The 23,371-nt window shown below is 64.5% G+C and carries 22 protein-coding genes, 1 tRNA gene and 4 pseudogenes; 9 read left to right on the plus strand and 18 right to left on the minus strand.

The genetic code is table 11. The features are described 5' to 3' along the window. Window positions 1-213: 213 nt before the first annotated feature. From BLS85_RS00005 to BLS85_RS00025, 5 genes are read left to right on the plus strand one after another with little or no spacing between them, the layout of a single operon-like run. Window positions 214-1,026 carry a DNA adenine methylase gene (locus tag BLS85_RS00005; RefSeq protein ID WP_143027021.1) on the plus strand — a complete coding sequence of 271 codons (813 nt, stop codon included), beginning with the start codon at window positions 214-216 and terminating at the stop codon, window positions 1,024-1,026. After that, window positions 1,023-2,360: a class I SAM-dependent methyltransferase gene (locus BLS85_RS18500; protein ID WP_143027022.1), complete on the plus strand. Its 1,338-nt coding sequence runs from the start codon at window positions 1,023-1,025 to the stop codon at window positions 2,358-2,360. Before BLS85_RS00005 ends, BLS85_RS18500 begins: the two co-directional genes overlap by 4 nt. 26 nt (window positions 2,361-2,386) lie before the next feature. After that, entirely contained in the window at window positions 2,387-4,372 is a 1,986-nt protein-coding gene (locus tag BLS85_RS00015; RefSeq protein WP_218128226.1) for an AAA family ATPase, read from the plus strand. Then, window positions 4,369-4,986, plus strand: coding sequence for a hypothetical protein (locus tag BLS85_RS00020; RefSeq protein WP_218128228.1), 618 nt, complete (start codon window positions 4,369-4,371; stop codon window positions 4,984-4,986). Before BLS85_RS00015 ends, BLS85_RS00020 begins: the two co-directional genes overlap by 4 nt. Further along, on the plus strand, window positions 4,970-6,085 hold the full coding sequence (locus BLS85_RS00025; RefSeq protein ID WP_092780285.1) for a hypothetical protein: 1,116 nt from the start codon (window positions 4,970-4,972) through the stop codon (window positions 6,083-6,085). Before BLS85_RS00020 ends, BLS85_RS00025 begins: the two co-directional genes overlap by 17 nt. Before the next feature lie 331 nt (window positions 6,086-6,416). On the opposite strand, the gene BLS85_RS00030 is transcribed toward BLS85_RS00025, so the two are convergent. The 4 genes from BLS85_RS00030 to BLS85_RS18965 all read right to left on the minus strand — a co-directional run bounded on the left by BLS85_RS00030 (window position 6,417) and on the right by BLS85_RS18965 (window position 9,971). Beyond that, the gene (locus tag BLS85_RS00030) at window positions 6,417-7,358 is read right to left on the minus strand and encodes a DUF2493 domain-containing protein (protein ID WP_245699023.1); all 942 of its coding nucleotides are present in this window, start codon (window positions 7,356-7,358) and stop codon (window positions 6,417-6,419) included. A 250-nt stretch (window positions 7,359-7,608) separates the two neighbouring features. Next, window positions 7,609-8,610 carry a DUF7146 domain-containing protein gene (locus tag BLS85_RS00035; protein WP_092780291.1) on the minus strand — a complete coding sequence of 334 codons (1,002 nt, stop codon included), beginning with the start codon at window positions 8,608-8,610 and terminating at the stop codon, window positions 7,609-7,611. Window positions 8,611-8,682: 72 nt separating this feature from the next. Then, window positions 8,683-8,970, minus strand: coding sequence for a hypothetical protein (locus BLS85_RS00040; RefSeq protein ID WP_176793214.1), 288 nt, complete (start codon window positions 8,968-8,970; stop codon window positions 8,683-8,685). After that, window positions 8,967-9,971 (minus strand): hypothetical protein, encoded by a 1,005-nt coding sequence (locus BLS85_RS18965; protein ID WP_176793217.1) that lies wholly within the window; start codon window positions 9,969-9,971, stop codon window positions 8,967-8,969. The genes BLS85_RS00040 and BLS85_RS18965 overlap by 4 nt, the downstream gene beginning before the upstream one ends. Here BLS85_RS18965 and BLS85_RS00045 point away from each other — a divergent pair. Further along, window positions 9,888-10,197, plus strand: a pseudogene (locus tag BLS85_RS00045) (IS630 family transposase); the annotation flags it as partial. The gene BLS85_RS18965 and the pseudogene BLS85_RS00045 sit on opposite strands and share 84 nt — an antisense overlap. A 74-nt stretch (window positions 10,198-10,271) precedes the next feature. Here BLS85_RS00045 and BLS85_RS00050 read toward each other — a convergent pair. The 8 genes and pseudogenes from BLS85_RS00050 to BLS85_RS19750 all read right to left on the minus strand — a co-directional run. Next, window positions 10,272-11,006 carry an imm11 family protein gene (locus BLS85_RS00050; RefSeq protein ID WP_092780297.1) on the minus strand — a complete coding sequence of 245 codons (735 nt, stop codon included), beginning with the start codon at window positions 11,004-11,006 and terminating at the stop codon, window positions 10,272-10,274. After that, entirely contained in the window at window positions 11,003-11,377 is a 375-nt protein-coding gene (locus tag BLS85_RS19580) for a DUF4261 domain-containing protein (RefSeq protein WP_143027025.1), read from the minus strand. Before BLS85_RS19580 ends, BLS85_RS00050 begins: the two co-directional genes overlap by 4 nt. After that, window positions 11,378-11,839 carry a thermonuclease family protein gene (locus BLS85_RS00060; protein ID WP_092780303.1) on the minus strand — a complete coding sequence of 154 codons (462 nt, stop codon included), beginning with the start codon at window positions 11,837-11,839 and terminating at the stop codon, window positions 11,378-11,380. It lies immediately after the preceding gene. Beyond that, window positions 11,839-12,009 carry a zincin-like metallopeptidase domain-containing protein gene (locus tag BLS85_RS19735; protein WP_425438451.1) on the minus strand — a complete coding sequence of 57 codons (171 nt, stop codon included), beginning with the start codon at window positions 12,007-12,009 and terminating at the stop codon, window positions 11,839-11,841. Before BLS85_RS19735 ends, BLS85_RS00060 begins: the two co-directional genes overlap by 1 nt. Window positions 12,010-12,146: 137 nt before the next feature. After that, window positions 12,147-12,653: pseudogene (locus tag BLS85_RS19740) on the minus strand (ArdC family protein); the annotation flags it as partial. After that, window positions 12,605-12,856: an ArdC-like ssDNA-binding domain-containing protein gene (locus BLS85_RS19745; protein WP_425438452.1), complete on the minus strand. Its 252-nt coding sequence runs from the start codon at window positions 12,854-12,856 to the stop codon at window positions 12,605-12,607. The gene BLS85_RS19745 and the pseudogene BLS85_RS19740, both read right to left, overlap by 49 nt. Before the next feature lie 98 nt (window positions 12,857-12,954). After that, window positions 12,955-13,218, minus strand: coding sequence for a DNA -binding domain-containing protein (locus BLS85_RS00070; RefSeq protein WP_092780306.1), 264 nt, complete (start codon window positions 13,216-13,218; stop codon window positions 12,955-12,957). Window positions 13,219-13,544: 326 nt separating this feature from the next. Then, window positions 13,545-13,787: pseudogene (locus BLS85_RS19750) on the minus strand (transcriptional regulator domain-containing protein); the annotation flags it as partial. A gap of 405 nt (window positions 13,788-14,192) precedes the next feature. Between BLS85_RS19750 and BLS85_RS19585 the strand changes: the two are divergent. The 3 genes from BLS85_RS19585 (at window position 14,193) to BLS85_RS00090 (ending at window position 16,264) form a co-directional block, all read left to right on the plus strand. After that, window positions 14,193-14,675, plus strand: a complete 483-nt coding sequence (locus tag BLS85_RS19585) for an IS630 family transposase (RefSeq protein WP_281242471.1) — start codon at window positions 14,193-14,195, stop codon at window positions 14,673-14,675. A gap of 32 nt (window positions 14,676-14,707) precedes the next feature. Beyond that, on the plus strand, window positions 14,708-15,229 hold the full coding sequence (locus BLS85_RS19590; protein ID WP_281242472.1) for an IS630 family transposase: 522 nt from the start codon (window positions 14,708-14,710) through the stop codon (window positions 15,227-15,229). Between the two features lie 156 nt (window positions 15,230-15,385). Then, window positions 15,386-16,264, plus strand: a complete 879-nt coding sequence (locus BLS85_RS00090) for a helix-turn-helix domain-containing protein (RefSeq protein ID WP_092780318.1) — start codon at window positions 15,386-15,388, stop codon at window positions 16,262-16,264. A 624-nt stretch (window positions 16,265-16,888) separates the two neighbouring features. Here BLS85_RS00090 and BLS85_RS00100 read toward each other — a convergent pair. The 6 genes and pseudogenes from BLS85_RS00100 to ald form a co-directional block, all read right to left on the minus strand. Continuing rightward, a tRNA-Lys gene (locus BLS85_RS00100) sits at window positions 16,889-16,964 on the minus strand. Window positions 16,965-17,182: 218 nt separating this feature from the next. Next, window positions 17,183-17,903 (minus strand): annotated as a pseudogene (gene tnpC / locus BLS85_RS00105) (IS66 family transposase); the annotation flags it as partial. 199 nt (window positions 17,904-18,102) lie between these two features. Then, the gene (locus BLS85_RS00115; RefSeq protein ID WP_092780327.1) at window positions 18,103-19,479 is read right to left on the minus strand and encodes an aspartate aminotransferase family protein; all 1,377 of its coding nucleotides are present in this window, start codon (window positions 19,477-19,479) and stop codon (window positions 18,103-18,105) included. Between the two features lie 33 nt (window positions 19,480-19,512). After that, on the minus strand, window positions 19,513-21,003 hold the full coding sequence (locus tag BLS85_RS00120) for an NAD-dependent succinate-semialdehyde dehydrogenase (protein WP_092780330.1): 1,491 nt from the start codon (window positions 21,001-21,003) through the stop codon (window positions 19,513-19,515). 150 nt (window positions 21,004-21,153) lie between these two features. Beyond that, window positions 21,154-21,654, minus strand: a complete 501-nt coding sequence (locus BLS85_RS00125) for an Lrp/AsnC family transcriptional regulator (protein ID WP_092782009.1) — start codon at window positions 21,652-21,654, stop codon at window positions 21,154-21,156. Window positions 21,655-21,959: 305 nt separating this feature from the next. Continuing rightward, the gene (ald, locus tag BLS85_RS00130; protein ID WP_092780333.1) at window positions 21,960-23,078 is read right to left on the minus strand and encodes an alanine dehydrogenase; all 1,119 of its coding nucleotides are present in this window, start codon (window positions 23,076-23,078) and stop codon (window positions 21,960-21,962) included. Window positions 23,079-23,371: the final 293 nt, after the last annotated feature.

Genomic DNA, 23,371 nt, shown 5'->3' on the forward strand with positions numbered 1-23,371 from the left:
ATCGAAGGTGATCGCGGTTGTACAGCGCCCGGTTCTCGTCCGTCCACATGACCCTCTCCCTGACATCAGGTCCTCTTGGCAGGGAATCAGGCTACAGAGGCGGGATCAACCAAACTCTTCAACTGGTTGTTTTGACGCATGAACCTCCCGGACAGACACTTAGCTGCGCTGAAGTTTCCCCTGGCAGTGCGGCTGCGGGTTATATCCTGATGGATGCAAGCGGCATCCTACAACGCGCTTCAACCCGTCTCGCAGACTGAATTTTCGTCACGCTTGACTGCATCATCAAAAATGGCGATGATCATGCACATGAGATATACAGGCGGAAAAGGGCGGCTCTGGCAGGACATCGTTTCTTTGATGCCGCCGCACGATACTTACATCGAGACGCACCTTGGAGGTGGTGCCGTCATGCGTAACAAGCGTCCATCGCACATCAGCATCGGTGTCGACATCGATCCAAAAGTAATTCAGGCGGCCAATGTCTGGGATATACCAGGGCTCATGCTCCATAACACTGATGCGCTTGATTTTCTCGCCGACTACCCTTTCAAAGGTCGGGAGTTAGTTTATGTTGATCCACCTTATATCGCCGCCACTAAGAAGAACCGCCGGTACTACCGCTACGAATATACCGATGAGGATCATTGCAGGCTCCTCGATGTCCTCCTAAAGTTAAACTCCCGGATCATGATCTCCGGCTATTCTTCGGCGCTCTACGACCAGGCGCTTCAGGGGTGGGAGGTCAAGGAACTCATCAATATCAGCCACGCCGGGCCGCGCCGGGAACGGATATGGGCGAACTTCAAGTTTTCGCCCGATCTCCACGACTATGCGCCGATCGGCGGCAGCTTCCGCGAGCGCGAACGCATTCGCCGTAAGGCATCCCGATGGGCGAATAAGCTCGCTCGATTGCCGGAGCTGGAACGCCGCGCCGTGCTTGCCGCGCTTATCCAGTCGTCGGATATCGAGCCTGCTTTCGTAGAGCGTTTGCTTGTCGACCGCAGCCGAGGAGTTGCGTCATGACGGAGTTCTGGCGCACCCCCCTTGCGGAGACCGTTCGCAACTCTCAGCGCCTAGCTCACCACAGCCTGCCGTCAAGCAATGTTGGCAACTGGCTCGAAAGCTATGCCGAAACCGCACCAACCTCCTCGAACCAGGGCGCGGCAAACATTGCCTTCCAGCGTTGGTTCCACTTCAAGGAAGCCTTTTCGCCCAAATTCGTCGCCGATACGCTGGGCGCGTTGCCTTATAAGGTTAACCGATGCCTGGATCCATTCGGGGGAAGCGGAACCACGGCGGTCACCTGCCGAATGCTAGGAATTGCCTCCACCGTCATCGAGGTCAATCCTTTCCTGGCGGATCTCATTGAAGCAAAACTCACCCCCTTGCCTGCCGCACACTTTTGCGCCACTTACGACAACCTACTTTCGCAACTGGAAGCTAGCCCTAACGACGCCCTTCCCATCGAGGGCATGCCGCCAACAATGGCCGAACCTGGTGTGAATGGTCGCTTCATCTTCGCGGCCGATGTCTATGCGATGGTCCGTGCGATTGTGCGTGTGTCGGCTGCTCTGCCGCCCAACGAAGCACGCCTGCTCAAGGTACTTTTGGGAGCGGTTCTAGTCCCCAACAGTAATGTGACAATAAATGGAAAAGGGCGACGCTACCGCCGCAGCTGGGAAACGCGACGACGGTCGGTTTCGGATCTAATCGCCAGCCTCGACGTCGCCGTCGACATGGCAGCTACCGATCTCGCCCTACACTCCGGACTGCGCCGAGGCCGACACATCGTCCAACGCGGCGACGCCCGGAGCGCCCTGGCACGCGTCAAGCAGGCAGACGTTGCGATCTTCTCACCGCCCTATCCGAATTCCTTCGATTATACAGACGTTTATAATCTCGAATTGTGGATGCTGGGATACCTAAAATCCAGCCAAGACAATCGAGTATTGCGTCACCAGACCTTGCGCTCGCATGTACAGATGAAATGGCAGTCAACGCAGCGCATAACCGCTTCCGATGTTCTTGAAGCAACGCTTGACGCCCTGCGCCGCGCTAGGACTGATCTATGGAATCCTCATATCCCTGAGATGATCGGCTTCTATTTTGACGATCTTGTCAAAATCTTCGCGCAGCTCCGGCGTATTTTGGCGCCCGGCCGTCACGCCGTCGTCGCGATCGGCGACAGCCAGTATGCCGGCGTCCATGTTGATGTGGCTTCCATTCTCGTAGAAAGTGTGCGTCAATTGGGGTTCCGCTTGACTGAGAGGAGCGCTATCCGGTCCATGCGCAATAGCTCTCAGCACGGAGGAGGATTTGAATTGTCTGAACACTGCCTCGTATTCGAGCGCGTCTGACATGGATGGAACGGAAGGAATCCAGTGTGCCTGACATAGCCGACCGCAAGATCTCTCTACCGACGATCAAGCGGGTGGCGCTCGCGAATTTCGACCTCTATTCCAATAATCCGAACGTTAGTACTGTAATTGAACGCCCTGTCTTCTTTCTCATCGGGGCGAATGGTCTCGGCAAATCGACATTCTTGAACACGATCAATTTCACTATCACTGGCGCGATCCCCGATCCCAGTCGTAAATTTCAGTCGGCCCAAGATTATCTGCGCAACGCCGGGCGCGCCGATCGCTCCGAAGACTATTTCAGCGGCCGCATTAGTGAGCATTCACGGTCAATTGCAAGCGCCACCGTGGAGTTGGCATGGTCGAACGCCAACTTGAGCGTCACGCGCGATCTTTTTGGCGGCACCGGCGTTTCCCGCTTGGCAATCGAAGACGTGGTTAGCGGAACGATCGACGTCCGGCCATCGAGCGAGGAAGATAGCAATGACCTGACCGGCCTGTATCACGCAAAGATCCTCGAGTTGACTGGCCTCGAGGATTTCGCGCAGTTCGTCTTCCTCATGCATTTCGTCGCCACGTTCGACGAAGGCCGCCATCTTCTGATGTGGGACGACGCGGCACTCACCAATGCGCTGTATCTCGCTTTCGGCGCCGATCCGGTCGCAGCTAAAGCTGCTGACAAGCTCCAGCGCGAAATGGATCGGGAAAGCTCGCGTGCTCGCAACGTCAGATTTTCCGCGCGGCACGTTTCCGACCGCATCAAACAGCTCGCCGACCTCCTCGAAGGCACAGAAACCGACGACCATACGACCGGCGCGGAGCTTCAAGCCCAGCACGATGCGCTTGTCGCCCGGCAATCGGATGCCGAACAGCGCATGCGGCGCAAACAGGCTGAGATGCTCGACGCGGATCTTAAATGGACCGATCTCAGCGCGTCGCTCACCGAGGCCCAACTCGAATATCGACGCCTGTTCTCGAACCGGCTGCAGCTGTCGTCCTCGGTCGAGCACCATCCCATCGTCCGTGCCACCTTATCGGAAGATCGCTGCGGACTCTGCGGCAACGTCCATGTCGCGGCGAAGATTCAAGCCGCCCTTGATAAGGGTGAATGCCCATTATGCGACAGCGTTTTGGATCGGTCGGGCGGCGATGCTGCTGCTATCAGTGAACTGCAACGTCTCGACAGTGAGATCGCCCGCATTCGCGACGACCTCGATACAATCCTGCGCAGTCGCGCGCGAATTAGCGACGAATTCGCCGCTGCCCAGGCGACTGAGGAAGCCGCAGCGGAGGAGCTTAGGCAATTCGAGGAGAAGGAGGCTGCCGGTCTGGTCAAAGCTCAGAGCGGCTCTAACTTCTCGGCGATCCAGCTGGAGATCGACAAGCTCGAGAAGGAACGCCAAGCATTCCTGGCGCAAAGCGAGGCGCACTACAGGAAGCGGGACGAATTGCGCAACCAGCTTCGCTCGTACGAGAAAGCGCTCAAGGAACAGTATGAGGCCGGCTCGGAACGCTTCGTTCCACGCTTCCGTGAACTCTCCGAAGACTTCATCGGTAGACCGATCGACGTTGATCTGGAGCATCGCCAGGGGGCCAATGATTCGGGCTTTGGCTTACGCATGCGTATGGACGACCAATTGCGCGCGCAGTCCGATTCGGTGTCCGAAAGCCAGCGCTTCTTCATCGACATCGCGCTTCGCATGGCGTTGTCGGAGTATATGGCAAAGGGCGCCGCCACGCTTTTGATCGACACACCCGAAGGATCTCTCGACATTGCCTATGAGGCACGAGCTGGTTCGATGTTCTCCAAGTTCGTCGCCGAAGGCAATCGCGTGCTGATGACTGCCAATCTACGCAGTTCTCAGCTCGTGCTGCGCCTCGCCGGGCTCCAGAAAAGCGACGGCATGCAGGTTGTGCGCATGACCGACTGGACGGACTTGAGTGAAGTGCAGCGAAGCGAGGAGGCATTGTTCATAGACGCCTACAATGCGATCGACGGGGCGCTCAATTGACCAGTTCCGACGACGTTATTCCTCACGCTTACTTCGACGCTGTGGCGATCATGGCTGACGCGCCGGCGTCCATCGTGCCGATGACGGTCATTGAAGCGCATCTCTATGCCTATCTCGGCTGCATATTGGGTCTCTTCAAAGGCCAGGCGGTCGGCGACTGGGGCTATCGATTCGCGGTCACATCCGAAGGTTTCCCGTTCAGCGTTCAGTTTGAGACGGCCCGTTCGATCGTCGTCGCCAGGGGTTTGGTCGATCAGGACGGCGAGGGCATGATGACTGCGCGTCGCAATGAACTGGCGGCTGAGATCGACAGCCTCCTGACCTTGGGTTCCTGGGGCGACAGGCGCCTGTGGTTGCGCGCGGCCACACAATGCGCGCTTGCGCTTCCGGTCGGCTCAATCCGCCACGCGATCAGCCAGACGCCTGGCTTGGCAGCGTCAGTCCGGCTGGGGCAGCGGCGTCACCTGCTCCAGGCAAACGACATCGACCTTCTCTACCAAGAATACAGAATTGTCAGCTCGGTACTTGGTAGCGACGTGAAGGATCTGTTGTCGCCGGCGGTCATCTGGCTCTCCGCCCGGATCCTGCGGACGGAGGATGAACCCGTTGATTAACATCGAGAACGTTCAGAACTTGGTAGAGATGGCATATTTGCCGCACGCGACCGACGCTTTCGGCGAACAGGGTGCGCGTGCGATCACGACTCTGCTTGATTCCGTTAAGCTCATTTATCAGCGCTATCCCCCAGAAAGCCTTCGGGGCACACTGACGGTGGCTATCGGCATGAACACAACACCCGCCGCGCCGATGATTGCCGCTTGGGGCTCGCCCAAGACATTTCAGTGCAGCGAGGAGTTGGGCCCCGCGCTCGCCACCGCCGACACAGGCGCCCACTACGTGATTGAGCTGGTGCCGGACGGCACATACCGCTTCCTCCAACTCGGGACCGATGTTGATCTCCGGGAAGCCGCTACCGATGCACTCGTATATCGCTACGACAATGGCGTCGACCGTATTCTGGCCAAGCATCACGACGACTATGTGCAGAAAGTCTCGCCAATTCTCGCCAGCAATTTCGCCAATGCCACGCTAAGCAGCCTAGAAGAGGCATTCTCGCGCTACGGCAAGTTCGCCCAGGAATCAAAGTGCCGCATCCTAGCGAAAGTTTGGGAAGGCGGTGTCGATGGCGCTCGGCTAGTCCTCGTCAACCGGCCCGAATGGATTATGCGGGATTCGCTTATCCAGGCGCTGCAATTAGTCCTGCGCGACGCTAACGCCCGACCGGAGCACAATACAGACGATAAAAAACCGGTCGATATCCGCGTAGATTGGTTTGCTTCCGGCGCTGCCGCATTGATCGAGGTGAAATGGCTGGGTCGTTCAACGTCGGTTTCGAGGAAGCCGGCAGCGGAAGGTACCTACACTGACTATGGACCGCAACGCGCGCAAGACGGAGCGGACCAACTTGCCGACTATCTCGATAGGGAGGTGCGCCACACGGCCTGCACAGCGACCCGTGGATATTTAGTCGTCTTCGATGCTCGCAGGAAGAACGTTCGAGGCGCAGCCGATTCTCTCAATAAAGCTGACGCGATGCACTTCGAGAATGATTTTCTTGAATACGACCCAGACCATGCGAAGTCGCGGGATGATTTCGCGCCACCCGTGCGATTCTTCTTGAACCCAAGAAGATCTCACTTTGCGACGGCCTAGTCGCGCGAGGCTTTCTGCTGTCCAGGGTTGTATAGATAACGACTCTCTCTTAACGTCACCCAGAAACAGTGTCGCTGACCATTGTCACAGAGGCAAGACCCAAGAATCCGCTAACCCGATCTACACTTCCCAAGAACTGGAAGTAACAGTTTTGGGTACTGCTCGACAAAAAGCGAACCGTCCCCTTTGGGCGGATCACGAAGGTACGCGTTGCTTGCATTGAATGTCCGATTCATAGGGTCGGTAGCGTGAACCTTTCAGCCCGCTTCCGGCCCAACCTGGACGGAAAGGCAATGCCGTCAACGACCATGAACCGTACCTTTGGCGGCGCTCAGGCGCCACTCTCGGGACCGATTTTCCACACCGGGATGCCCATGCGGCGGGCGGTGTCAGCGAGGTTGTCGGTGATGCCGGAACCCGGGAAAACGATAACACCAATGGGCAATGATTCAAGCAGTTGCTCGTTGCGACGGAATGGGGCGGCCTTGCCGTGGCGGGGCCACTCGGGGCGGAAGACGACCTGCGGCACACCGCGCTGGTCGGCCCAGCAGGCGGCGATGCGCTCGGCGCCTTTTGGCGCGCCGCCGTGCAGCAGTACCATGTCGGGATGGCGGTCGCGCACCTTGTCGAGCACGGCCCAGATGCGCCGGTGATCGGTGCAGGCGGTGCCACCGGCAAAGGCGACGCGGGGACCGGGCGGCAGCATCACCTGGGTGTCGGCGCGCTGGCGGGCGGCCAGGAAATCCCGGCTGTCGATGACGGCCGCGGTCAGCGCGCGGCGGTTGGTGAGCGATCCGGCGCGCGGGCGCCAGGCGCCGCCGGTGATGGCCTCGAAGGTCTCGGCGGCGGTGTCGCGGAACGCCTCGAAGGCATTGCGGCGTTCGATCAGACCGATGCCCTCGGCGGTCAAGCGCTCGAGTTCGACCGAGCGCACCTCGCTGCCATCCTGCTCGGCCTGGGCGCGCCTCTGGGCCTGCTCGTTGGTGTCCAGCGCCCGGTCGAGCGCGCCGACGCGGCGATGGAAGGCGTTGACCACGGACCACAGCAGATCGCCCAGGTCGTCCTCCAGGCGGGTGGCTGTGAACAGGTCGGCGAGGGTGTCCAGGCAGACGGTGACGGCGCTTTCGGCGGTCTTCGCGTCGGGCATGGGACGCGGATCGGGCTCGTCCTGGAACGGGCGGATGCCATGCAGTTGGAGTTCCTCGAGCAGGTGGGCGGTGGCGGAGACGGCGGCGTGCGGATCGTCGGTCGGGGGCAGGACGTCGCGGATCATGGGGCTCTCCCGCTGGCTGGAGGCCGCGCCCATCGCGGCCTTTCCGGGGATCGTCCGCCGGAGGCCCAGAGGCCGGCGCCGCACCCGAACGGGCCGGAACAACGTGAAGGAGGACGCGCGAAGCGCGCCTTGCGGCGCCGGCCGGCCTCCGGCAGATCCCCCCATGGAAAGGCCGCCGGCGCGGTCCCGCGCGGGAGAGCAGTCGACTCGCGACCACCGGTCCCCGCCGACCCGGCGCACCGTTTCCGGCTCACACCCTGCCGAGGGCCAGCGGCACATCGGCCGGATCCAGGTGACCGAGAACGCGCGCGCGGAACCGGCGCGGGCCAAGCGTCAGTAGGTCGGCGTTGGCATCCGCGCCGAGCGGCGGCAGCGGACGAACGGTGATGGCGCGGGGTTCGAGGCGATCCGTCAGACGCACCAGCGCGCGCAAGCCGGCGGCGTCGGCATCATGGGCTACGTACAGGCGGCGCAGGCCGGGTGGTGGCTCGAACGCCCCGAGGTGGGCGGCCGACAACGCCGCGACGGCGGGCAGATCCGGTAGCACGTAGCGCAAGGAGAGGACGGTTTCCAGACCCTCGCCGACGATAAGGACTGGGCCAGCGGCACCGAACCGGACGCCGTTGCCGAGCAGCAATCCGAGCGCACGGCGCGGCCGAAAGAGCGGCGCCTTGCCGGTGGTGGCGAGGTCGAGGAAGGTGCGATGCACGCCGGTCAGCGTCCCGTCAGACGCGGTGACGGCGGCGATCAGCGCCGGCCATTGGGCGCGAGTCATGCCCGGATCGGGCCGGCAGAAGGCACGCGGATGGAACCGCAGAGCGGGCTCGGGATGGGCCAGAATGATGCCGCGTCCAGCCAGATAGCGCGCGGCCAGGGTGCCGGCGATGGGCCGGGACGCCGCGAACAGGCGTTGCGCGGCGGCGGTGGAATTGGCGGGAACGGGCTGGTGCGCGGACGACGCTGCGTCGCGCGGCAGGCGCATGAAGGCGGTGGCCTCGTCGAGCGCCGCGCGCAGGTCCAGACCCCGGTTGGCGGCGATCAGGTCCAGCAGATCGCCGCGTTCCGAGGTTGCGGCATCGGTCCAGCGGCCGGCGCGAGGGCCAGTCAGGCGGACATAGAGACTGCGGCCGGGCGTGCCGCGCACGTCACCGACCTGCCAATAGGCGCCCTGGCGCCGGCCGGCGGGAAGGTAGGTGCGGCAGACCGCCTCGGCCTCATCGGCGAGGCGGGATGCGATCTCGGGAAGGGACATCGTGGGGCCCTCCGACAGAGAAACGGCCCGGCCCCGGGAGCACCGGAACCGGGCCGCGTGAAAGGATGCGGGCTATTCGGCGGCGCGGGTGGCGTCGTCGATGTCTTCGGGGACGGGGTCCGTTTCGCTGTCCTCCGGCGTCGCCTCGGCCCCGCTATCGGCATCGGGCTCGGCCGCCTCGTTGTCCTCGTCTGCCTCGCCAGACTCGGCGTTAGGCCCTTCGGCGGTGACGGTTTCGGGGTCCCCCGGCGTCCGCAACGGCTCCGGCAGCCAGCCCGTTTCGGCGAGCAGCGCCTCGGCTTCGGTCGCCATTTCGCCCTTGCGCAGCGAGGCGAGACGGTCGGCGGCTTTGTCGTTCACCGCTTCACGGACGGCGGCCAGGATGCGCGCCTTGGGTACCCGCCCCAGGTAGGTCTCGACGGTCGGGCGCCATCCGGCGGCGACCATGTCCAACCCGGCCGCCCGGGCCAGCGCGTCGGCGTGGTCGGAGCGACCCGGGACACGGTTCCAGGGCTCGACCACCGCGTTGACGGTGCGCGAGGCGCAATGGGCCAGCAGGCCATGCGCTCATCCGACGACAAGGCCTGCAAAGCCCCCCACAGATCGCGCGGATCGGCGGGCAGACGGTCGATCCAGGCATCCTGGCGGGCGTCCAGGGACTGCGCCGACGCGCTGTCCTTCAGACCCGGTGCCTGGGCCGCCAGCGGCCCCGACCGGCCGGTGATCTCCAGGCAGCTTGCGACCGCGTGGCGGTGGAAGGTGGACAGGCACAGGGCGTGCAGGACGGCCATGAAGGCGGTGTCGGGGTGGGAGGCCAGCGCGTCCCGGAGCGCCAGCGTGCGGTGCGCGGTCAGTTCGGTGACCAGCCGGTCCGGCAGCGGGCGCAACGGGTCGTCCACGGGATCCGGGTCGGGATCCGTCGCCTGGGTGGCACCCGGCGCGTTGGCCTCGGGCATCGCGCCTGCAACAACCGGTTCGCCCTGGACACCGTCCGGCGCCGCCGTCGCCTGAGCATCAGGATCGGCCTCGGGCGCCGGCAGAGGTGGCTCGTCCTCGGGCCGGACGAAGCCCCGTTCGATGTGCGCCTCGCCGTCCAGATCGATGGAGATGAAGGCCCCGGCGCGGGAGACCTCGTCGGGCTCGAACGTGGCCGGTCGGGTCTCAAAACCCTTCAGCGCGGCCTCGATCTCGCCGACGCGCGCGTCGACGCCCTCGGGCAGTTCGGTGGGCTCCGGATAGCCCGACAACAGGGCGTCCATCTCGCCGACCAGGGCGTCGGTCTGCGGATGACCGGCATGGTGGCGCCCTTGGTCCTGGACCGGCCGATCAACGGAGACTGGTTCGAGCCCTATGTGCGCCAAGGCCTGGCGCCGGATGTGCGCCCGAGCGAATCTGCCGTTCCTGCCGCCCAACAGCCCCGACTTCAACCCCATGGAAAAGGCCTTCGCCAAGCTCAAGGCGTTGCTGCGCAAGGACGCCGAGCGAACCGTCGCAGGTCTGTGGAGCCTCCTCGGACGCCTCGTCGATCTGTTCCAACCAAACGAATGCGCCAACGACGTCAGATCGTGCGGTTATGAGCCCGATTGATCGAAATCCGCTCTAAAATTGTCGTTGCCTTGGAGGCGGAGGCGCGGGTCGTTTGCAGTATACCAAGCCATCGGTCAGTTCCCCTTCTTCCGGATGACACCAGCCTCCAGCAGCGCCCAACCGCGCGGGAGAAATTTCCCAAGACGCTTGACGAGCTGATCAGACGCGACAGTGTTAAAGAGCGCGCTCTTTTCCCGGAAGAAATGCCGACCTCTGACGCAGTCTTCCCAAAGATAGACCTTGCCTTCGTCAGGAGTTCTCGTCCATATATATCCGCCTATGCTTGCAGTGTCCCGCCTAAATCCTGACAACTGGACGCATGCGCAGTCGAGTTCCTCGAGGACCTGTATGAAATAGTACTGGTACGACTCGGACCCGTCCGCGCGACGCACCAAGACGGGAAAGAACGCGTGAACGCCGGGTTCCAACGCCTCTATATGGTCTTTTATCCGAGCAGAGACAATCTTAATGCCGTAGAATATAGAGTACTCTGGCAAGACCTTCGGCGTCGATTTCTTGAGCGTGATCTCTTTCAACATATGATCCGGATCAACCGGCCCGTAACTCGGGTACCTACCGAAGACATCATTGGGTTCATACCCGCTTGGATGCTGGGCCGCGTAGGCCTTGACACGCAATTGCCTGAGGCGGTCCGCCTCTTTCGTATTGGTCACGTAGTCGCCAAGCTGCTTCGCCGTATTCCGAAAAGTATTGACGATCTCGTAGTACGTGACGCCCGGCACGACCTCAATGGCGTCCGGGTCGAAGGTGGCCTCTGCCTCATGACAGCTTGCATTGGGTTCGCTCATCGGCGCGCCTCCGCCCCCATCAGTTTCACACGAAAAATCGGCATGGTGTCGCCCCCGTAACTCGAGCGCTTAAGGCGGATCTTTGCGGTCACGGCATGCTCATCCCCAAAGCCGATCGTATGGCCGTCGCTGAATTCGACGCCGGTCTGGAGGACGTATGCCGCCATCCCGCGCACGAGCATCGCCAATTCGCCCGGTTGCTTCGGATACGGGCCGATCTCAAGCTCCCGCCCTGCCGGCCGATGCCTCGCCCCGGCACTGCCGCGCGGCGACCATGGCGGCCGAAGGAAAAAGGCCGCACAGGTTATAGGGGAACAAGCGAAGCGTCGGTTGTAAAGGGAAAGGTTGCGTGTTTGTGGCTGGCGCAGCAATCAGCGGGGTTCGGGGTCGTCCCACAGGCCCTTTTGCAGGAACCGGGCGGTGCGTTCGGCGCCGAGGTATTCGTTGGACGGCTGGCCGATGGCGACCGCCAGTCCCTCCAACAGCATCGTGCGGCCCAAGTCCTCGCCACGAACGACGCAGCGCGCGGGGGCGGCGCCGTCCTGTTCGGGTCCCTGGACGGCGCAGGACACGAGGAAGTCGCTGATGGCCTCGCGCAGGGTGGGGACCGCGTCGGACCCGCACGACCAGGAGCGACCGTGGCGGTCCCGGCACATGCGATCCGGATCCGGCGCGCGGATGTGCACGAGCCGGAACGTGACGTCATGGATCACCAGCCTGTCGCCGGACAGGATGGTGGCCGGACCGATGGGCAGGGGCTTCGAGAGCGGCCAGAAGGCGATGACTGCCATGGCAATGAGGAATAGAAAGAGAGGCGTACCGGTGGCTTTCATCACGCAGCCTCCTCGTCATCGGGGGTAGTGCCGGAGATCGCGACATCCTCGGGCAGGCAGCCCATCAGCCAGTCGGCGGCCTTGCTGGCCTGGCTGGCGGCGGGGATGATGGCGCGGTTGTCCTCGCGCAGGCAGTCCAGCCACGAGGCGATGTAATCGGCGTGACGCACGGTCGGGACGATGGCCGCCGCGGATCGTTCCGATCCGCGGCTTGTTTGAAACAAGCCGATCGCCCAAGGGCGATCGGCGGGGCCGCACAGGTGAAGGCCGCCGTGATCTCGGCCCCCAGTTCCTCGAAGGCGTACTTGCGGGAGCCGAAGGACCCGGACATGTCGCGGTCGAGGCGCGATCTGGGACCGGTGGCATGGCCGAGTTCATGCAGGGCCGTGCGGTGCCAGTTGACAGGCTCGAAGTAGGCCTGCGGGGGCGGCACCTGCACGAAGTCATGCAGGGGGTTGTAGAAGGCGCGGTTGCCGCCGATCCGGAAATCCACCCGGGTGCCGGCGATCAGCGCCTCGGCACGCGGCAGGATCAGACCCTCGGGGACCGGCGGCGCGGTGGTGGCGATGTCCTCGGGCAGGTCGTCGCACTGGTCGGTGTTGAAGACGGTGAAGCGCTTCAGGAACGGGATGGCCTGGGGGTCTTCGCCCTTCTCCAGAGCACGGCGGCGCTCGTCCTCGGGGACGAAGCGGTCGGCATAGACCACAGTCGTGCCGCGCTCGCCCTTGCGAACAGTGCCGCCCAGGGCCTTGGCCTGGCGGAAGGTCAACCAGCCCTGGCCCCGGAGTAGCCGCGTTCGATGACGGCGCCCCACAGGATCAGGACGTTGATCCCGGAGTACGGCCGGCCCGAGCCGGCGTTGCGCGGCAGGCCGACCGCCGTGCGGGCCTGATCGGTGCCCCAGGGTTGGACCCAAGGCAGGCGCCCGGCCTCAAGCTCGGCGATGATGCGGTCGGTGATCTCGGAATACAGGTTGGCGCGGTCGCCCGTGGACCGCCGTGCGGGTGCGCGGGACATGGCGTGTCTCCCCGACGGGCGGGTGGAAGGCCACTCCCTCCACCATCCAGCCCCGTCGCGGATCCCCCACCGACCCTCCGCCTCCAGCAGGTTCCCGCTTACCGAAGGAGGTCGCGATACCCCCGGGCCGCCATGTGATCGGCGCCGCGGACCAGTCTCTGAACCCGCAGGCGCAGGTAGTCCGACCGCCCGGCCCAGTCCTGCGCCGCCCGGTCCGCGCCAAAGATCGCGGCGGCAATCTGGCGCTGGGACGCCCCAGCCCGTCGCGCATCGCAGGCGCGTAGCATGTCCAGCCACCGCCCGGCACGGCGTTCCGACGGGTACAGGCGGTCGGTCGGGAAGGACGCTTTCCCGCCGGACATGCAGGAACCGCCGCAAGGCCAACAGGCGCGGCTCGTCCTCGTGCGCCGGCCACAGCGGAACCATGAGGCGGACAGGATGCCGCGCGGGATGACAGGGCACCCCTTCGGTCAGCACCTCGATTTGGAGGCAGCGCGTCCCGTCCCGGATCAGCAGTTGCCGGGCGCTGTTCGGTTGCCGCAGCACCATGACCGGCAACGGGAGTCGGCCCAGGTCGAAGGTGTTGGCTGATTTGGCACCGCCGTCCCGAGCCTCCACGGTCAGGACGCTCGGCACCGTCTCGCTCGACCAGAACACCAGGTCCATCGTTTCGTCGGCGAAACAGGACGCCCCATTGGTGGTCCATCTCGGCACGGGGCGAGATCACGATCCGAGGTGCGGGCGTCCCGGCAATGGGTGTGCTCACGTACGGTCTGGCCCGGCCCACCGAAACGAGGAAGTCCGGGTTGCGTTTCAGCCACTGCCAGGCCCAGGCGGTTCGGTCGAGTGCCAGCAGGGGGCGATAGGTCGCGGCATTCCGCCAGTCGGGCGGCGGAAACGGCGGTGGAGGAAAGCGGCGCCTCTCGATCATGGAACGGCCCTCCTCAAGGATCACGGCGCGAAACGGCGCGGCCGGCGGACTTCGTCGCGCCGGATGTGGACGGGATCAGAGGATGTTCGGAGTTCCGGCCGTTCTACCTGATGCGGCCCTGTCGATGACGATCGACAACCCTGGCAAGAGCGGCTTTCACGAAATACCGGAACATGGTGCGATGTGAGCGGAAACAATGGGGGAACAGCGCAAAATATATCTGTTTCATCAAAAGCGACGTGAATTGAGGTAAAATAAAAACATTCTAACCATCGCCATATATCATACCGGGCGACGATGAGGATGACTCGTCTGGGGATTCCCATGATCCCTAGAGTATGATTGGATGGCGCATCCACCAGATGCAGGGGGAGCGTCACCATCATGCTCAAGATATCGGAGACGATGTCCTCGTCGGCCTTGCGGAAGTGGGCGCGCCACTGCGGCCGGACCCGCGTGGCGGCACGGGCTTATGCGATTGCCAACGCGCTCGACGGCATGTCCCGCGCCGAGGCGGCGCGCCTGGCTGGCCTTGATCGTCAAGCGCTCCGGGATGCGGTGATCCGCTACAATGCGGAAGGGGTTGAAGGCTTGCGGGACCGGTCGGCGCCAGGGCGCGACCCGTTTCTGACCGAAGAGGAGCAGGCCAAGCTCCTGGATGTCGTCCGTCAAGGGCCGGACCCGGACACCGAAGGGGTCTGCACCTGGACCCTTGAAGCGTTGGCCGTCTGGATCTCCAAGACGTTCGGCAAGGCCCTTCATCCCGACAGTGTCGGGCGGATTCTGCGCCGGAACGGGATGTCTCGTCAAAAGGCGCGTCAAGTTCACCCGAAGGCGGACCGCGAGGCTCAGGAACGCTTCAAAAAAAAGACCTGCGCGACGCCCTGATCACGGCAGCCCAGGACCATCCGGACAAGCGGATCCGCCTGTTTTTCCAGGACGAAGCCCGCGTCGGTCAGAAGGGCCGCCTATGCCATCGGTGGTGGACCAAGGGCGAGCGGCCCCCAGGCCTGTGCGATCAGCGTTTCGACTGGACCTACCTATTTGCCGCCGTCGAGCCCGCCACCGGTGACGCCTTTGCCCTCGTCATGCCGACTGTCTCCACCAAGGTCATGCAGCGCTTTCTGGATGACTTCGCCAAAACGCTGGCCGACGACGAGCATGCCGTGTTGGTTCTTGATGGCGCCGGATGGCACGCCGCAACGTCCTTGCGGGTGCCCGAAAACATCACCCTCGTTCATCAGCCCCCGTATTCCCCGGAGTGCAACCCGGTCGAACGGGTCTGGCTGTTCCTCAGGGAGCGCTTCCTCTCCCTCCAGGTCTGGCCCGACAAGGAGGCCATCATCCAGGCCTGTTGCGACGCCTGGAACGCCCTCGTCGATGAGGCCGACCGGCTCCAGTCCCTCTGCCTCCAACCCTGGGTCAAAAAGGTCATTCTTTAGGTCGGCCGGTATCAGTTCAAAAATCGTCTAGTCCTGACACTATTAAGACAAGAAGATCGTGAACCATGATCGTAGCCTTGCCGTGCCTTTTACGCCTGCGCGCGGGTGGAGTGCACTTGGGGGAGCATCGACCGCACCGATCATGGAGCGCTTGCCATGACGGACATCCTGACGATCGATTTCCAGGCGGACACGTTGGTCCTGTGCAACACCCTGACTGAGCGGGCGACCGACAACGGCCTCATCGTCTGCCGCTGCCAGTTCCCGCCCCGTCCGGGGCACTGGACGAAGCTCCGCCAGACGGTACTCGTGCGGCCGGCCGGGCCGGTGACGGCTCGTTGGCGAACCCTGGATGCACCGGAGGACCAGACGGTGCCGCTGTCCGGAACCGCCTTCCATCTGATCCCGGCGGATCGCCCGGTGCGGATCGAATGGGACGGGTGCGATGCCGCCCTGATTGTGGCGCTGACGCCGGAGTTCGTGGAGTCGACGGTTGCGCCGATGTTCCAGGGGAAGGTGCCGCGTCTCATCCCCTCTGCCGTCGTGGAGGACACGGTGCTGTCGGACATGATGCCGTGGTTCGCGGGAACCCTAAACCAAGAGGCCGAAAAAGCGAGCCGGTCCGTCGACCAATTTAGCGTAGCGTTCGCGCTCCACTTATTTGAGAAGTACGGTATCAATGATGGCAGCGCCCCGCACATCTCCGGCGGTCTCGGGGCGTCGCGACAGAGACGGATCACGGCGTTCATCGACGCCAACCTCGACCGCACCGTCCCGCTTTCCGAGATGGCCAGGACCGTCGGCCTCGGGCGGTCGCATTTCGGCAAGGCGTTCCATGCCTCGTTCGGCCGCACCCCGTACCGGTATCTCCATGAACGGCGGATCGAGAAGGCGAAGGAACTTCTGCTGGACGACCGCCGGACGATCGTTAGCGTCGCCCTGGACGTGGGCTTCTCCAGCCACGGGCATTTCACCAAAGTGTTCCGCAAGGTGACCGGGACGACGCCCTCGCAGTTCCGCCGCGATCGGTATTGAGCAGCAACATAGATCGCGCAGAAACGCTTTTGGGCTCCGACAGATTCGGTTGCTTCTTCAGCCAGGATCGCGTTTCGGCTCTGGTCGATTACGCCCTTTCAATCGAGCTTTGCGGGACACGGTCTGTTCCGAGGGGCCAGATTCTGTTTCCAGGCGTCAATGTCGGCGCGCCTCCAATACCGGCGCCGGGCAATAAGAATCGGCTGGGGGAAGTTCAGGTCCGGGCGGCGCAGCCAGCGCCAAAGGGTCATGTCGCTGATGCCGCCCAGTTCCGCCCGCACGACGCGGGTAGGGACGAGTGCAGTGCTCTTTGGCGGAGATGCTGGGATATCCTGCATGGGATCCTCGCGCATGGCGGGTTCAAGCGTTGACCCGACCGATCATGAAAGACCCTGCGAGGAAATGGCATTCCCCCTTGGTACGCCGCAGCCGCTCTATTGTGCGCCGATGGTCCGCAACCCCTGGGCGCCATCATCCGCTGCATCGCTGATTGGGCCGGCTATCCGCCAGACGCGCACCGGATCACGCAGTTTCCCGCGCAAGCACCGTTACCCAGGCGTTACCCAACGGGAGCTTCGACATGAGAAAGGGGTTGCAGAAGACCCCGCAACCCCTTGAAAATATTGGTGTGCCCACCAGGACTCGAACCTGGGACCCGCTGATTAAAAGTCAGCTGCTCTACCATCTGAGCTATGGGCACATCCTGCGGCCACATCGGTGGCACGGGCCCCTTCTGGGGCTGAACACCATCGGTGCGCGAAGCGAGCGGCACTGTATGGGCCGGGGGCAGTTCGGTCAACACGTACGGTCGGAACAATCGCTTCAGATTTGGCCGGTGCGATGATTGGGTTGTAAGCGTCTTTTTGACCCACGGGATCCGGTGTTGAGCGCGGTCTGCGGTTCTGATCGCTGCATCGGGGCCGTCCAGGCCCAGGGCAGGAGGTCGTCGATCCGGTTGGCGGGGAAGCCGGCCACCATGGTCTCGAGAACGTCCCTGATGCAGGCCTGCGGGTCGAGGCCGTTGAGCTTGGCGGTCTCGATCAGGGAGGCGATCCTGGCCCAGTGCTCCGCGCCGCTGTCGGCGCCGGCGAATAGAGCGTTTTTCCTCACCAAGATCTGCGGCTTGATGCTGCGCTCGACGGCATGGGAGTCTATCTCGACGCGGCCGTCTTCGAGGAAGACGCACAGACCGTCCCAATGGCGCAGGGCATAGCGGATTGCCTCGCCGACCAGCGTCTTGCGGGACAATCGCGCCGCTTGCTCGTGCAGCCAGACCCGCATGTCCGCGACCAGCGGGGCAGAGCGGGTCTGCCGCGCGGCCAGCCGTTCCTCCGCCAAACGCCTCCGGATCTCGGTTTCGATCCGGTACAGCGCGGCGGTCCGGCGCAGGGCCTCCTCCGCGATCGGCGAAGTCCCCTGACGCTGGGCATCCCGGACTTTGCGGCGCGCGTGACTCCAGCAGAAGGCGAGCGTGAACGGCAACGGCGGCGGCGCGGTGGGTCACCAGCGTCTTGTCGGCGGCGACGCCATCCACCTGGAGCACGCCGGAGAAGTCTTTCAGATGCTCGCGGGCATGCACGGCGCCGCGACCGCTGGCGTACACATGAGCGACGGCGGGCGGGTCCGGCCCCGCCCCGGGTCCAACACCGGCAGCGCATCGGCGTCCGTCGTGATCAGCACCTGGGCCACCCCGGCCAAACCCGACCGGAGACCCCCCGCGCTGCTACACCACGTTCAGGGACGCGATCTCCGTGAGGACCGCCGTGTCTTGGTGGTCATGATCCACCTCTCCGCTCCCGCAGGCGCTTAACGGAGGTGTTCACGGTTTTGGAGCAGGGTCACCCCCCGCCCAGCACCTCTTCCACCGCGTCCCGGGTGGCGTCGATGATGGTGTCGGCCTCGTTCCGGGTCAGACACAGCGGCGGCGCCAGTCCGATGATATCTCCCTGCGGCATGGCGCGGGCGACGACGCCGGTCTTCAGCATGGCCGCCACGATGTTCGGTCCCACCTTCTTGGCGGGGTCGAACAATCGCCGCTCGATCCGGTCCTCGACGAACTCCACCGCGCACAGCAGGCCCTCGCCGCGCACCTCGCCGACGTTGGGGTGATTGCCGAGCGCCGCTGTCAACCCTTCCTTCAGATAGCCGCCGACCGTCTTGGCATTGGCCACCAGGCCCAACTCGTCGATCAGATTGAGATTGGCGATGCCGGCCGCCGCGCCGAGCGGGTGGGCGGAGTAGGTCCAGCCGTGACCGAAGGGGCCGAGTTCGTCGGTGCCCTTCATCAGCACATCATAAACCTTCTCGGACACGATCGAGCCGGACAGCGGCGCATAGGCCGACGTCAGGCCCTTGGCGATGGTGATGATGTCCGGCCGCATGCCGTAGTGGTCCGACCCGAACATGGACCCCAGGCGGCCGAAGCCGGTCACCACCTCGTCGGCGATCAGCAGGATCTCGTACTTGTCCAGCACCGCCTGGATGGCCGCCCAGTAGCCTTCCGGCGGCGGCACCAGACCGCCGGTGCCCAGGGCCGGCTCGCCGATGAAGGCGGCCACGGTCTCCGGTCCCTCGGCGAGGATGAGTTCTTCCAGCTTTTCGGCGCACCAGGTCGAGAACTCGGCCTCGCTCATGCCGGCCTCTGGGCGGCGGAAGTAGTACGGCGCCTCGGTGTGCTTGATGTAGGGCAGCGGCAGGTCGAACTGTTTGTGGAACATGTGCAGCCCGGTCAGCGAGCCGGTCATCAGCCCGGAGCCGTGATAGCCGCGCCAGCGGCTGATGATCTTCTTCTTCTCCGGCTGGCCCAGGGTGTTGTTGTAGTACCAGACCAGCTTAATGTTGGTTTCGTTGGCGTCGGAGCCACTCAGGCCGTAATAGACCCGGCTCATGCCCTCGGGCGCCCGATCCACGATCATCTTCGACAGCGTGATCGAGGCCTCGGTGCCGTGCCCGACGTAGGCGTGATAGTAGGCGAGGCTCTTCGCCTGCTCCGCGATGGCGTCGGCAATTTCGGGGCGGCCGTAGCCGACATTGACGCAGTACAACCCGGCGAAGCCGTCCAGCAGTTTGTTGCCGTCGCGATCCTCGATGAACACGCCGGATCCGCCCGCGATGACCCGGTTGGCGGCCTCGCCCCGTGCGAACTGCGCCAGATGGGTCGAGGGGTGCATGAAGTGCGCCCGGTCCCAGGCGGACAATTGGTCGTTGGTGAGCATAGTCTTCGTGTTCCTTTCGTTCCTTACGACGGCTCACGCCCAGTCGCGGCAAACGTACTTGACCTCGGTGAAGGCTTCCATCCCCAGGCGGGCGCCCTCGCGGCCGATGCCGGATTGCTTATAGCCGCCGAAGGGAATGGGCGCGCCCGTCACCTTGGTGCGGTTGACCGCCACCATGCCATAGCGCAGGGCACGGCTGGCGCGATAAATGCGGCGCGGGTCGTTGGTGTGAAGATAGGCGACGAGGCCGGCCTCGCTGGCGTTGGCGCGCTTGATGGCTTCTTCCTCGGTGTCGAAGGGCGCCAGCGCGGCGACGGGGCCGAAGGTCTCCTCGCGCCAGATCAGCGCTTCCGGCGGCACGTCGGCCAGCACCGTCGGTTCGAAGAACAGCGGCCCGGCGGCGTGGCGTTTGCCGCCGCAGAGCAGGCGCGCGCCCTTGTCCAACGCGTCGGCGACATGCTCTTCCTGTTTCGTCACCGCCCCCTCGTTCATCAGGGGGCCGATGTCGGGATCGTCAAGGCCCGGGCCGACAGTCATCGCCGCCGTGGCCTTGGTGAACGCCTCGCAGTAGGCCTCGTAGATGGGGCGTTCGATGAACAGCCGGTTGGCGGCGAGGCAGTCCTGTCCGGAGGTCGCGAACTTGGCCTTGAGGCCCTCGGCCACCGCCTCTTCGAAGGTGGCGTCGGCGAACACGATCAGGGGCGCGTGCCCGCCCAGTTCCATCACCATGCGCTTCACGGTGTCGGCGGACTGCCGGTAGAGCAGCTTGCCGACCTCGGTCGAGCCGGTGAAGGACAGCGCCCGCACCCGGGGCTCGGCCATCCAGGGCGGCACGACCTCCGACGAACGGCCCGTGACGACGTTGAACACGCCCGGCGGCACCCCGGCGCGGTCGGCCAGTTCGGCCAAGGCCAGGGCGGAGAACGGGGTTTCACGTGAGGGATGCACCACCACCGGGCATCCCGCCGCCATGGCGGCCGCGGCCTTGCGGGTGATCATGGCGCTGGGGAAGTTCCAGGGTGTCACCAGGGCGGCGACGCCGATGGGCTCGCGCCAGATCTCGACCTCGGCGTCGGGAAGGTGACTGGTCACGCCCTCGATGTTGGGGCGCTTGGCCTCTTCGGCGAAGAACTCGATGAACGAGGCGGCGTAGTCGATCTCGCCCCGGCTTTCCGACAGCGGCTTGCCCTGCTCCAGGGTCATGATGAGCGCCAGATCCTCGCGCGCCGCCGCCATCAGATCAAACCAACGGCGCAGAATGCGCGAGCGCTCCCAGCCCAGGGTGTGGGACCAGTCCCAGAAGGCGCCGTGGGCGGCATTGACGGCCTCGGCGCTTTCGGCGCCGGTCAGGGCGGGCACCGACCCGACGGTGGACCCATCGGCGGGGTTGGTGACCGGCACGACGGCGCCGGAGGTGGACTCCCGCCATTCGCCGCCGATGTAAGCGCGCTGGCGGAACAGCGTGGGGTCGGTCAGGGGAACGGGCACAGGCGCGTTTTGCGCGCCACCGTGTGGACGCGGCATGGAAGGAGCTCCCTGGGGTTCGGGTGCGAAAGACACCGCCAGGGTACGGGACAGCGCGGTGAAAGTGGTTCTTATGTGTGCGGGGCGGGGAGAGGAATTGCCTGCCGCGCGGGGCCTGGAGAGGACGATGACCCACGGCGCGACCACGCCCTACAGCCTCTCTCCGCCGCCGCCCAACCGCGTCACCGGGGGCGGTTCGCGCTTGACCGGTTTGGTCACGACATAGGTGAAGTAGCGCCGGATGCCAAGGCCGGCGGCCAGCAGGCGGTCCATGAACGCCTGATAGCTCTCCAGATCGCGGGCCAGCACGCGCAGCACGTAGTCGATGCCGCCACCCAGGGAATCGCACTCGAAGATCTCCGGGTGGGCCCGAACGGCCGCCTCGAACCGGGCGAAGTCTTCCGGCAGGTGGCTTTCCAGTTCCACGGTCACCACCACCTGGGTCAGCGGCCCGAAGGCCTTCAGCGAGACGCGGGCCTCATAGCCCTCGATGATGCCGGCGTCCTCCAGGTGACGCAGCCGCTCCCAGCACGGCGTTGAAGACAGATTGACGCGTCGCGCCAGTTCCGATTTCGACAGCCGGCCCTCGCGTTGCAGGATCTCGATGATCCGCAGGTCGCGTTCGTCCAGTTTCACGCCGTTGGTTTTCATGCCGCGCCGCCACCGATACCGCTCGGGCGCGTTGCGTGAGGTCTGATCCCCCCACCGCGCCCAAGCCATCTGATAGGGAAGCAAATCGTCGTCGCGATCCGGTTCGGACCACTCGGGATCTGCCCTGGGTCCGCCCGGCCCGGATCCGGGCGGACGCCCCTGATCTTCCTGGTATAGGGCGCGGAACGCGCGGGCGCCACATCATCGAACACCCCGGGTCGTGTGGGGCCTCCGGGCCTGACGATGGCGGCGACCTCGCATTGGAAATGACGGGCCGTACCCGAACCTTTGAACTGGCGCCGCGATCAGCCGTCCAGCAGCGTTTCGGGGGCCGTGAAGGGCAGACCCTGAGCCTCCGCCACCGGCTGGCAGGTCACCTGTCCGCCGGCCACATTCAGGCCGCGCCGCAGGTGGGGGTCGGCTTTCAGCGCGGCGCGCCAGCCCTGATCCGCCAGTCGCAGCACGAAGGGCAGGGTGGCGTTGGTAAGCGCCTGGGTCGAGGTGAGCGGCACGGCTCCCGGCATGTTGGCGACACAATAGTGCACCACGTCCTCGACAATAAACGTGGGTTCATCATGGGTCGTGGCGCGGCTGGTGTCGAAACAGCCGCCCTGGTCGATGGCCACATCCACCAGGACGGTGCCCTTGCGCATGCGCGCGACCATATCGCGGCTGACCAGCTTGGGCGCCCCGGCCCCGGCCACCAGGACGGCCCCGATCACCATGTCCGCGTCGATGACGGTGCGTTCCAGGGTCGCCCGTGAGGCATACAACGTGGTCAGCGCGGCCCCGAACCGATGCGCCAGGCGCTCCAGCGCGGCCGGATTGCGGTCCAGCACGGTCACGTCGGCGCCAAGGCCCAGGGCCATCTCCACCGCGTTCTCGCCCACCACGCCACCCCCGATGACCGCGACGCGGGCCGGCCCCACGCCCGGAACGCCGCCCAGCAGCAATCCGCGTCCGCCCTGGGCGCGCTCGAGGGCCCGCGCCCCAGCCTGGACGGACAGGCGGCCGGCGACCTGAGACATGGGTTTCAGCAGCGGCAGCCCACCGTGGGCGTCGGTGATCGTCTCGTAGGCAATACAGGTGGTGCCCGAGGCGATCAGCTCGGAGGTCTGGGGTTCGTCCGGCGCCAGATGGAGATAGGTGAACAGGATCTGATCGGGACGCAGGCGGGCGCGTTCGACCGCCTGGGGTTCCTTGACCTTCACGATCATATCGGCCTGATCGAACACCGCGTCGGCATCGCCGAGCACGACGGCGCCGGCCCCCCTGTAGTCCTCGTCGGTGGCGTCAATGCCGATGCCGGCTCCGGCTTCGACGACCACATGGTGACCGTGCGCGACCAGATCGCGCACGCCGTCGGGCATGAGACCGACGCGGAATTCCTGCGGTTTGATTTCCCTGGGCACACCGATGCGCATGATTCGTCCTCCTCTGGTGAAGACCAGCCCAACGGTCCAAGGAAAGGCCGGAACGCCTCGAACGGATCGCCAAGGCCACCGGAACCGGCTCGTGTCACGCAAGGATCGTGCACGTTTTGTCAACGGCATCGAAGGACCCGCCGTGTTCGACCGTGACGAGATCGACCGCCGTATCCTGTCCATGTCGCGGCGGGCTGGTCGCATCAGGAACCAATCGCTGGCGGGGCGCGTAGACGTGCGGCCGTCGGCCCGTCACCGCCAACGATGCCGGTCGTTGACCACATATGCAGGGC

This window comes from Rhodospira trueperi (assembly GCF_900101965.1).
Taxonomy (GTDB): Bacteria; Pseudomonadota; Alphaproteobacteria; order Rhodospirillales; family Rhodospirillaceae; genus Rhodospira; species Rhodospira trueperi.